Origin of the sequence: Aequorivita soesokkakensis (genome assembly GCF_001641085.1) — a bacterium.
In the GTDB taxonomy this organism is placed as follows: Bacteria; Bacteroidota; Bacteroidia; order Flavobacteriales; family Flavobacteriaceae; genus Aequorivita; species Aequorivita soesokkakensis.
The window spans coordinates 95,557-106,467 of record NZ_LXIE01000034.1 but is presented as its reverse complement, the minus strand read 5'-3'; the positions used below and the strand labels follow the sequence as shown (position 1 = coordinate 106,467).

General features: G+C 38.5%; 13 protein-coding genes. All 13 read right to left on the bottom strand.

Annotated features, from left to right (window positions below; translation table 11 throughout):
* Positions 1-21 precede the first annotated feature (21 nt).
* Positions 22-345: an SUF system Fe-S cluster assembly protein gene (locus A7A78_RS11530; RefSeq protein ID WP_068762612.1), complete on the bottom strand. Its 324-nt coding sequence runs from the start codon at positions 343-345 to the stop codon at positions 22-24.
* A 4-nt stretch (positions 346-349) separates the two neighbouring features.
* Entirely contained in the window at positions 350-775 is a 426-nt protein-coding gene (locus A7A78_RS11525; protein WP_068762611.1) for a SufE family protein, read from the bottom strand.
* 9 nt (positions 776-784) lie between these two features.
* Positions 785-1,225, bottom strand: a complete 441-nt coding sequence (locus A7A78_RS11520; protein ID WP_068762610.1) for an META domain-containing protein — start codon at positions 1,223-1,225, stop codon at positions 785-787.
* 58 nt (positions 1,226-1,283) lie between these two features.
* Positions 1,284-2,501 carry an aminotransferase class V-fold PLP-dependent enzyme gene (locus A7A78_RS11515; RefSeq protein WP_068762609.1) on the bottom strand — a complete coding sequence of 406 codons (1,218 nt, stop codon included), beginning with the start codon at positions 2,499-2,501 and terminating at the stop codon, positions 1,284-1,286.
* Between the two features lie 11 nt (positions 2,502-2,512).
* Entirely contained in the window at positions 2,513-3,025 is a 513-nt protein-coding gene (locus A7A78_RS11510; RefSeq protein WP_068762608.1) for a hypothetical protein, read from the bottom strand.
* 95 nt (positions 3,026-3,120) lie between these two features.
* Positions 3,121-4,434, bottom strand: coding sequence for a Fe-S cluster assembly protein SufD (gene sufD, locus A7A78_RS11505; protein WP_068762607.1), 1,314 nt, complete (start codon positions 4,432-4,434; stop codon positions 3,121-3,123).
* 42 nt (positions 4,435-4,476) lie between these two features.
* A complete protein-coding gene (gene sufC, locus A7A78_RS11500) occupies positions 4,477-5,226 on the bottom strand; it encodes a Fe-S cluster assembly ATPase SufC (protein WP_068762606.1) in 750 nt (249 codons plus the stop codon).
* A gap of 1 nt (position 5,227) precedes the next feature.
* The gene (locus tag A7A78_RS11495) at positions 5,228-5,638 is read right to left on the bottom strand and encodes a hypothetical protein (RefSeq protein ID WP_068762605.1); all 411 of its coding nucleotides are present in this window, start codon (positions 5,636-5,638) and stop codon (positions 5,228-5,230) included.
* A 49-nt stretch (positions 5,639-5,687) separates the two neighbouring features.
* Positions 5,688-7,136 (bottom strand): Fe-S cluster assembly protein SufB, encoded by a 1,449-nt coding sequence (gene sufB, locus A7A78_RS11490; RefSeq protein WP_068762604.1) that lies wholly within the window; start codon positions 7,134-7,136, stop codon positions 5,688-5,690.
* Positions 7,137-7,148: 12 nt separating this feature from the next.
* Complete coding sequence (locus tag A7A78_RS11485; protein ID WP_068762603.1) at positions 7,149-7,478, bottom strand: HesB/IscA family protein; 330 nt, start codon at positions 7,476-7,478, stop codon at positions 7,149-7,151.
* Between the two features lie 154 nt (positions 7,479-7,632).
* Positions 7,633-8,736 carry a cytochrome-c peroxidase gene (locus tag A7A78_RS11480; protein ID WP_094746124.1) on the bottom strand — a complete coding sequence of 368 codons (1,104 nt, stop codon included), beginning with the start codon at positions 8,734-8,736 and terminating at the stop codon, positions 7,633-7,635.
* 9 nt (positions 8,737-8,745) lie between these two features.
* Positions 8,746-9,516 (bottom strand): MbnP family protein, encoded by a 771-nt coding sequence (locus A7A78_RS11475; RefSeq protein WP_068762602.1) that lies wholly within the window; start codon positions 9,514-9,516, stop codon positions 8,746-8,748.
* 33 nt (positions 9,517-9,549) lie between these two features.
* Entirely contained in the window at positions 9,550-10,905 is a 1,356-nt protein-coding gene (locus A7A78_RS11470) for a hypothetical protein (RefSeq protein ID WP_068762601.1), read from the bottom strand.
* Between the last annotated feature and the right edge of the window lie 6 nt (positions 10,906-10,911).

The following is a 10,911-nucleotide window of genomic DNA, read 5'->3' as shown; positions in this document are numbered from 1 at the left end:
CATTGAACATTGAACATTTTTTTAAAGCATTCCCAATTCCAGTTTCGCTTCCTCGCTCATCAATTCTTGGCTCCACGGTGGATCGAACGTTATTTCTACTTCGGCATCTTTTATCATTTTCATGGACTTCACCTTGTCTTCCACCTCCATTGGCAGACTTTCGGCAACGGGGCAATTGGGGGTAGTGAGTGTCATCAATATTTTTACCTCTCGGTCTTCGTTTATAAAAACGTCATAAATAAGGCCAAGTTCATAAATATCTACAGGTATTTCTGGGTCGTAAATGGTTTTTAGCACAGTTACTATTTTTTCGCCCAGTTCGGCCATGTCTATTTCTGCTTCCATATTTTTAATTCTTTAATTGTGTTTGGTATGCCAGGGCATACATTTTCATTTGTTTTATCATTGAAACCAATCCGTTCGCCCGGGTAGGCGAAAGATGTTCTTTTAAACCTATTTCATCAATAAAATCAGTATTTGCATCAAGTATGTCCTGGGGTTTTTGATTTGAAAAAACCCGTACCAAAACTGCAATTATTCCTTTCGTAATAATGGCGTCGCTATCTGCTGTAAAAATTATTTGGCCGTCTTTCATTTCAGAATTTAGCCATACTTTGCTTTGGCAACCTTTTATCAGTTTGTCTTCAGTCTTTAGATTTTCGTCAATAAGTGGAAGTGATTTGCCCAAATCTATCATATATTCATAGCGCTGCATCCAGTCTTCAAACATTGAAAACTCGTCAATCAATTCTTCCTGTATTGCTTCAATGGTCATAGGTTTGTTTTAATTATTTGCATCTTTTGAGGCGCTGAGCAAAACGCTTCTATCAGTTTTGGAATATAGTGTTAGTACACCGTTCTCCAAGGCATAAGACCCAGTATTGTTGAGTGCATCAAGAAAATCCCTTTCGGTTTTCATAATATTTTTGTCCATACACATCTTTTCGCTCACAGCTAAATCACCAAAACTAAGGCTGTAGAGATTAAGGGTGTAATTTCCAAATACGGAATTGCAACCCGTGGTGCCACGCACGGAATTATCCAAAGCAGATAATGTGAATGTTGGGTTGGTAGTGTTTGTAAGTTTTTTTCCATTAATAGCAGAAACCGTGTAACTTCCCGTTAGCTGCACGCTTCCGGCAACGTCAATTACTTTTTTGGTTTCATCGCAACCTGTAAATATTACTGCAAATATTAATAGTGATAATGTGGCAAGTGTTTTCATAGTTGTTGTCTTTAAAAGTTTGAAAATCAAAGTTCAAGATTTCCATTATAGCTCTTGGTCAACTTAACATCATTTTAGCTTTTTTTACGGCATTTACCAAAGCATCCACTTCTTCCAAAGTGTTATAAAATGCAAAGGAAGCCCGCACCGTTCCTGGGATTTTATAAAAATCCATAATAGGCTGGGCGCAGTGGTGGCCAGTCCGCACGGCAATTCCTAATTTATCTACAATAGTTCCAATATCATAGGGATGAATGCCTTCAATATTGAAAGAAACCACTGAAGTTTTATCAGGCCCAGTGCCGTAAATTTTTAAACCTTCAATTTCCAAAAGCTTTTCTGAGGCGTATTTTAAAAGTTCGTTTTCGTGTTTTTCAATTGCCTCAAAACCGATGGAATTTAAATAATCTATCGCCGCTCCAAAGGCAATTCCACCACAAATATTGGGCGTTCCAGCTTCAAATTTATGAGGAAGTGTTGCATAAGTGGTTTTCTCGAAAGTAACTTCGGCAATCATCTCGCCACCTCCTTGATAGGGTGGAAGTTTGTTTCCCCATTCCTCTTTCATATAAAGAATACCTACACCCGTGGGACCGCACATTTTATGGGCCGAGGTTACGTAAAAATCCACATCCAGTTTTTGAAGATCTGGTTTTATATGCGAACAGGATTGTGCCCCGTCAATAAGTACGACCGCTCCAACTTCGTGTGCTTTTTTAATAATTTTTTCGATTGGGTTTATTGTTCCCAATGCGTTTGAAATATGGTTTACAAAAACAAGTTTTGTTTTTTCTGAAAGCAATTTTTCGTATTCCGAAAAAATCAAAACACCTTCCTCGTTCATTGGAATCACTTTCAAAATGGCTCCAGTTTTTTCACAAAGCATTTGCCATGGCACAATATTGCTGTGGTGTTCCATTGCGGAAACGATAATTTCATCGTCTTTTTTCAAAATTCCCGAAAAACCATTTGCAACCAGATTTATTCCATGCGTAGTACCTGCAGTGAAAATAATTTCAAAAGCTTCCTTCGCGTTAAAATGGGTTTGGATTTTTTTGCGCGAAGCTTCGTAAGCATCTGTTGCTTCTTGCGAAAGTGTGTGTACGCCACGGTGGATATTTGCGTTGTAATTGCTGTAATAATCAACAATGCTGTCAATAACCTGCTTCGGTTTTTGCGAAGTCGCGGCATTGTCCAAATAAACCAACGGATAACCATTCACCTTTCGGGAAAGGATGGGAAAATCGTTACGTATTTTTTGGATGTTGAAGGGCATTGTTTTTTAATTCACATTTTTGTTAGCAGAAACTGATTAGATAATTCGACTGCGTGGATATATTCTTTCATACTTTTTTTTGATTTTTCCGAAAGTCCACCCAACATAGAATTAGACCAAAAGTCAGTAATTCCATTTTTATTATATTTTATCCAAATGCTATACGAAGAGACACCAACAGAATACTTATTGTAAGACATTACCAAGAAATCACTATTCTTAGCAAGAAAAATTAGATGTTTTGAAGGTAACCCATCTATCGTAGAACAGTCGTCCTGATATGGTTCGTCAGAATTCGCAATATCAAAACCGTTAAAAAAACAGTCTAATTGTTTTTTAACGAGAAGAGGTATGTCATTTTTATTATTGCTTATTTTCAATTCTTCTTTACTTAAATTTTTCACAAACCAATTTAATTTTTGATTTGATTCTGCTGGGTCTGTTATATTTTTAAATCCGCAATCTTGTGAGAAAGTAGTTGTCGTTATGAATAGAATAAGTAGAGACAAAATTTTCTGTTTCATAATTTAACTTTATTAAGGTATAAGCAAAGCAATAAAAGATGTTTTTATAAATAAGTATTTATTAAAATACTAGCTGTTATAAATTTCATTCCTTATTACAATTCAAATCCCAAACTAACCCCAATTTTGTTGGCGATAAGCTTGTTGATCCGCACTTTCAATTCTGGAATTTTCACGCTTTCCAAAACAGTATTTGCAAAAGCGTACATTAATAAAGCGCGTGATTCTTTCAAACCAATTCCACGGCTTCGCAGGTAAAACAAAGCATCTTCGTCAAATTGGCCAATGGTGCAACCGTGTGAGCATTTCACATCATCCGCAAAAATTTCTAACTGTGGTTTGGCGTTGATTGTTGCTTTATCATCAATCAAGATGTTGTTGTTTTGCTGAAAAGCATCAGTCTTTTGCGCATCTTTTTCAACAATAATTTTTCCGTTGAAAACGCCTATGGACGATTCAGCAAATAATCCTTTGTAATCTTGGTGGCTTTCGCAGTTTGGCGCAATGTGGTGTACCAAAGTATTGTGGTCCACATGTTGTTTGCCTTCCAAAATGGTTATTCCTTTCAAAGTAGAATCGCAGTGCTCTCCTTTTTGATAAAAGTTGAGGTTGTTGCGAACCAAATTTCCACCAAAAGCGAAGGTGTGCACACGGCAAACCGTATCGCGTTCCTGTGAAATATAGGTATTGTCTATCAATGAAGCGGTTGCTTCGTCGTTTTGAATTTTATAATAATCTACATAAGCGCGCTTTTCAGCAAAAATCTCAGTCACTGAATTCGTTAAAACCTCATTGCTGGAAAGACTTTGATGACGCTCAATAATTTGAACATGTGCATTTTCGCCAACCACAATCAAATTTCTTGGTTGAAGAAACATTGCAGCTTCATTCCCAGTTGAAAAATTGATTATTTCAATAGGTTTTTCAACTTCTTTGTGCGCCGGAATATGAATGTATGCGCCTTCTTTGGTAAATGCTGTATTAAGTGCGGTCAAGCTGTCGCTTTTCGCCACTTTGTTGAAATAGGCTTCAATAACCGGCTTGTATTTGCTCTTGTTCAAGGCCGAAGACATTAAACAAACATCCAATGAATCGTGTGTGGTTTCTGAAAGGAACGAGTTGTAAACCCCATCCACAAAAACAAGTTTATAGGTATCTATTTCGTGAAGGAAATACTTGCGAACGTTTTTCAGCTCTACGTTTCTCTCCTTGTTTGAATAGACGCTGTAATCGGGTTTCAGCAATGAATTCAGGGAAGTATATTTCCAAGCCTCTTCCTTTTTGGTAGGAAAACCTTTTTCCTCAAAGATTTTAATGGCGTTGTTCCGCACATCATGCAATGGCGAATCAAACTCCAAATAGTCTTCTAGGGCTATGTATGATGATAATAATTTGTCTTTAAAACTCATTTTTTTTAATTCATAATTCAGAATTCATAATTCTGAATTGTTTTAAACCAATTCTTCCTTAATCCAATCGTATCCTTTTTCTTCAAGCTCGTAAGCAAGTTCCTTGGTGCCGGATTTTACGATTTTTCCATTCATAAGAACGTGAACAAAATCTGGAACGATATAGTCCAAAAGACGCTGATAGTGCGTAATTACTAATACCGCATTGTCTTTGCTTTTCAATTTATTTACTCCGTTGGCAACAACTTTCAGCGCGTCAATATCCAATCCGGAATCTGTTTCGTCTAGGATGGCAAGTTTGGGCTCTAGCATTGCCATTTGGAAAATCTCGTTACGTTTTTTCTCACCTCCGGAAAAACCTTCATTTAAGGAGCGAGAAAGAAATTTGCGATCAATTTCCAGCATATCGGCCTTTTCCTTTATCATTTTCAGCATTTCTGAAGCTGGCATGTCTTCTTTTCCTTTGGCTTTGCGTGTTTCGTTGATTGCCGTTTTAATGAAATTGGTTACTGAAACACCCGGAATTTCCACAGGATATTGGAATGATAAGAATATACCTTTGTGTGCTCTTTCTTCGGGATCTAATTCTGAAATATCCTGATTTTCAAAAGTGATGTAACCTCTGCTTACTTCATATTCCTCTTTGCCGGCCACTACCGATGCCAAAGTGCTTTTCCCAGAGCCGTTAGGCCCCATTATTGCGTGGACTTCGCCTGCTTTTACCTCAAGGTTAATACCTTGCAATATGTCTTTTCCTTCAAGTCCGGCGTATAAATCTTTTATTTTTAACATTTTACTTTTTCTTAGCTGTTTCGTCTAATTTTATATCTACTTCGGAAGGTTTATCGTTAACCCTCATAATGTCTTTGATTGTAATAACCTCTTCCCACTCACTGTCGTTATCTGTATTTTTGGAAACCACTCCGCGAACAATAACCCCAACCATATCAGTATCGTTCTTTTTTACGGCTGCTACCTGTTTTGAAAGGCTTTCGGAAATCGCATCCCGCTTAACACCGTAAATAAAATTACTTCCCATCAAAACGAGGGCGCCGTTGGAATCTATAAAATCTCCTTTATAGGCTTTTAAATTTTCTGCGTTTTCCACATTCTCAGTCGTGGTTTCTTCTACTTTTTTCTCTTCGGAATTTTTACAAGAAAAAACTGCTGCTGAAAGCATTAACAACAAAATGATTTTTTTCATAATAAAATGATAGTTTAGTTTTTAAAATAGTGAGTTTTATTATAAATAATTATCCAACCGAGCCTTCAAGGCTGATTTCCAATAACTTTTGAGCTTCAACTGCAAATTCCATCGGGAGCTTGTTCAATACTTCCTTGCTGAAGCCGTTTACTATCAACGCGATTGCCTTTTCGGTATTAATTCCCCTTTGGTTGCAATAGAAAATCTGGTCTTCCCCAATTTTGCTGGTTGTAGCTTCGTGCTCTATTTGGGCGGTCTTGTTTTTTGCTTCAATATACGGGAAGGTATGTGCGCCACAACTGTTGCCCATCAACAAAGAATCACATTGCGAAAAATTCCGCGCATTGTCTGCGTTTGGCATAATTTTCACCAAACCCCGATAACTGTTCTGTGATTTCCCGGCTGAAATACCTTTTGAAATAATAGTGCTTCGGGTGTTTTTGCCAATATGTATCATTTTGGTTCCCGTGTCTGCCTGCTGAAAATCATTGGTTACGGCAATGGAATAAAATTCCCCGATGGAATTATCACCTTTCAGTACACAGCTGGGGTATTTCCAGGTTACGGCACTTCCGGTTTCCACTTGTGTCCAAGAGATTTTAGCTCTGTTTTCACAAAGACCTCTTTTGGTTACAAAATTATAAACGCCACCTTTTCCATTCTTATCACCCGGATACCAGTTTTGCACCGTTGAATATTTTATTTCGGCATCATCCAAAGCAATCAATTCAACCACTGCGGCATGCAATTGGTTTTCATCGCGGCTTGGGGCGGTACAGCCTTCCAAATAACTTACATAGCTTCCTTCATCTGCAATTACGAGGGTTCTTTCAAATTGCCCCGTTCCGGCTTGATTTATTCTGAAATAGGTAGAAAGTTCCATTGGGCAACGAACGCCTTTCGGAATGTAGCAGAAAGAACCATCACTGAAAACGGCACTGTTCAAGGCTGCATAAAAATTGTCACGCTGCGGCACAACGGTTCCCAAATATTTTTTTACCAATTCCGGATGCTCTTTTATCGCTTCGGAGATGGAACAGAAAATAATCCCCTTTTCTGCCAAGGTTTTTTTGAAAGTAGTTGCAACGGAAACCGAATCCATCACAATATCCACAGCAACTCCGGCGAGTTTTTTTTGCTCGTCCAAAGAAATTCCGAGTCTTTTAAAGGTGTCCAAAAGTTCGGGATCCACCTCGTCAATGCTATCGTATTTGGGTTTTTTGTTTGGTGCGGAATAATAGGAAATATTCTGAAAATTCGGTTTTTCGTAATGCACATTTGCCCAATCGGGCTCCACCATTTCCTGCCAATAGCGAAATGCTTCCAACCGCCATTCGGTCATCCATTCCGGCTCTTCTTTTTTTAGGGAAATAGCTTTTACTATTTCCTCATTCAATCCAACCGGGAAAGTGTCAGATTCTATATCAGTATAGAAACCATATTCGTATTCTTTGGTTTCTAGTTCTTTTTTTAAATCATCTTCAGTGTACTTACTCATCTTCATTAATTTTTAAAGAGAAAAAGATTCTCCACAACCACATGTTCTGTTTGCATTTGGGTTGTTAAATACAAACCCTTTACCGTTAAGGCCACCACTGTACTCCAATGTTGTGCCTACGAGGTACAAAAAACTCTTTTTGTCCACAGCAATTTTCACGTTATCTTCTTCAAAAAGTTTATCGTTTTCACCCAAACTATGGTCGAATTTCAACTCATAGCTTAGACCAGAACAACCGCCGCTTTTAACGCCAACACGAACAAAATCCTGAATAATATTGAAGCCTTCTTCAGACATCAATTGTGCGATTTTGGTTTTTGCATTTTCACTTATCTTAATCATATATAGATTAATTCTAAATTAGACCGCAAATATACATCAAATACTACTTTTAACCATAAAGAAGTGGGATTTTAAAACTATAGCATGATAGTTTTAGACAATAAGTAAAAGTGCCATTTTATTGGGAAATTAATGGCTTGAAAAAGAAAGTGGATTAATTTGGATCCTGAAAATCAGGATTGTTTATAAAGGAAGAATCAGAAAGTGAAAGAAGAAAGGCTTTTAAATCCGCTTTGTCCGGTTCGGTTAAATGGACACCACCTCGCGAAACAGCTTTCATTAATGGATCAATGGTTTCAGAATACACCAAACCTTCACTGTAATGGTTTATTACTTCTTCTAAAGTTGCAAAACGGCCATCGTGCATATAAGGTGCCGTGTAGGCAAGATTTCTCAACGAAGGCGATTTAAACCATCCGTCTTGACTGGGGTCTCCCGTAACATTGCCCAGCCCTTTATCTGTAATAACAGCGTCCAAACCGTTATTGTGGAAAATATTATCCGTCCATAACGGACTATTTTCGTTGCCATGGCAGTGGAAACAATCCCCCCGGGCTTCATCCATGAATATTTGGAAACCATTAAGTTCTTGTGGGGTTAGTGTTCCTTCGCCCAACAAATATTTATCAAAAGGCGAATTTGCGGAAATAAGGGTTCTTTCAAATTGGGCAATCGCTTTTGCAGTAAGTTCCTTTGTGATATTGCCTGTTCCGAAAGCTTTGTTGAAAAGTTCGGGATATTCACCATCACTTTGTAAACTAGATACGGCATTTTGCCACGTATTGTGCATTTCTATGGGGTTGGTAACAGGTTCCAATGCTTGTGCCTCAAGACTAGTAGCGCGGCCATCCCAGAAAAACTTGCTGTTACCGTTCCAAGCCATATTATAGATTGGCATGGAATTGCGCGTTCCTTCCAAACCGTCAATACCTATGCTAAATTTTGTGTCGTCAGTAAAGGAATTGCTTGGCTTGTGACAAGATGCGCAGGCTTGTGTTCCATCGCCGGAAAGAATTGGGTCAAAAAACAATTTTCTTCCCAAAGCTATTCCTTCCACGGTCTGTGGATTATCTCCCGGAACTAAAGGAGGTGGAAGTAAACGTTGAAAAATGGGAGGAACGGTCAAAGGTTTGGGCGTGGGCACATAATCCTCATTCGGATCAACCGGATCTGGGTCGTTTGAAGAACAAGCGACCAAAAGGCTGAGTGCAAATATGCCAACCAATAATCGATATGTTTTCTTTGACCGTTCCTTCATTTTTTAAATTTATTGTACTATGGCACCAATGCTGAAAACAGAAGCACCGTTTCTTTGCATATCTTTTTGTGCCAGATAATTCATCATTAGGTCTACACTTCTGTCGTTAAGATCCCAAGTTAATGGATTTTTATACCATTCAGAAATGTCCATTTTTATTTCAATGGTTGCGTCGCCAGTAATTGTAAAATTTTGATTGAAATCAAAAGAGATGAAATTTTGCTCAAAAACATCAGGGCTCACTCTTGCAGTACCGTTGTGGTATGCATATGGTTGTGGAGCTCCATTTGTATCATCAAAAGATCCTTCCATCTGCATAAAATGGTACCCGCCGCCAAGCATTGATGGCCAGTTCCAGTTTGCGGCATTCAAGTCTGGGTACGCCCCACTGATATTGTCTGCTTCATTAAAACCATAAACAAAGGAAATACCCGTGTAATCGCCCGTAGTAGCAGTTAATGCAGGAGATAAGTTTAATGTTGTTGGATCTGTAAGATCCACTAATTGATATTCAGTAAAATCTACTGAAGAGCCATCTGCTTTATGAAGTGAAATCCTTGAAATTAAATACCGAAGTTTTGAAATAGTAACAAAATTTCCGGCGGCATTGGTATAAATTGATGAATTGAAATCAGCTTGTGTCACTGGTGCACCTCCCCAATTTTGGGAAAATTTAAAATCAACGGACACATTCTGTGGTGTTGGATCACCACCATCGTCATCTTTTTTACATCCAAAAGCAACAACAGCTAGTGCGAACAATAAAATTATTTTTTTCATAGGTTAAAATAAATGGGTTTTTAATTGTTGATTTTATTTTAGTTTAATTATTAAAAAGTCTTTAGAGCCTTGGTTTAAAGGGATGTCTAAATCGTTACTTTCACTATCTCCAACAGCGAGTATTTTACTGTCTGATGTTTCAATGGCTTCAGAAGCAAAATCCAGACCTGAGCCACCAACGCTCTTTTCAAATTTTAAAGCTCCGTTGTTGTCAACTACAAGTATCCATGCATCGTTTACGCCGTTGTTGCTTTGCAAATCCCCATCTGAACTTCTGCTGTGTCCCGCAAGTATATAATCGCCATTGGCGCGTTGCACAATACTATGTGTGGTATCAAACTGTGAGCCTCCAAACGATTTTTGCCAGATTTTATTTCCGTTGTCATCAAATTTTACCATCCAAGCATCGGCATTTCCGCGAGGAGATGTTACATCTTGATCGGAACTCCTTGAATCTCCAACCATAATATAGTTGCCATCATTCGTTTTCAAGGATGCATAGGAATTGTCTATTTCTGCACCTCCAAAGGATTTGGTCCAGACCAAATCGCCAGAAGGAGTTAAACGAACTGCCCAATAATCATAACTTCCCTTGGGGTCTATTTTGTCAAAATCAACACTTTCTGAAGTGCCGGTCATCAAGAAACCGCCATCTGCTGTTTGCCAAGCATCATAGCTTCGGTCGTTATTTGTTCCGCCAAAATAGCGTCTCCATTCTTTGTTTCCATTGGCATCCAACTTTATGCCCCAAAATTCACCCACACCGTGAACAACGCCTCGTTGTAGATCATTTCCCGCACCGCCACTGGCCGAAACATCAAAAAACCCTGTTATGAAGTACCCTCCATCTGTAGTTTGAAATGCTTTGTAGGCTTGGTCACTTCCGGCAAAACCAAAGTTTTTATCCCAAAGTATATTTCCGGAAGCATCAACTTTTAAAATCCAGTAATCCTGAAACCCTTCATTTCCAGAAACATCCCCATCATTGCTGGTGGTGTAACCGCTTAAGAGATATCCGCCATCATTAGTTTTAGTGATACGGGCTGCATTTTCGTCATCGCTTCCGCCATAGGTTTTACTCCAAACTATTTCTCCGGTCTTGGTGATTTTTAGTAGCCAAAAATCGCTGTCATTGCCTGATTTGTCTGTAATATCTCCATTGGAGCTTCGGGTGGTTCCTAATATAACAAAACCCCCATCAGCTGCTTCAACCACTGATACAGCTTCATCGCTTTCGCTTCCGCCATAGGTTTTTACAAAATCTATGTCTCCGTTTATTTCTTGATCGGGACCATCGCCGCCATCATCTTTTCCGCAGGAAACAATCAATAATGTGAAAAATAGCAGGAATGAAATCTTCTTTAATTTATTTTTTTTTAGGAATAGCATAAGGGG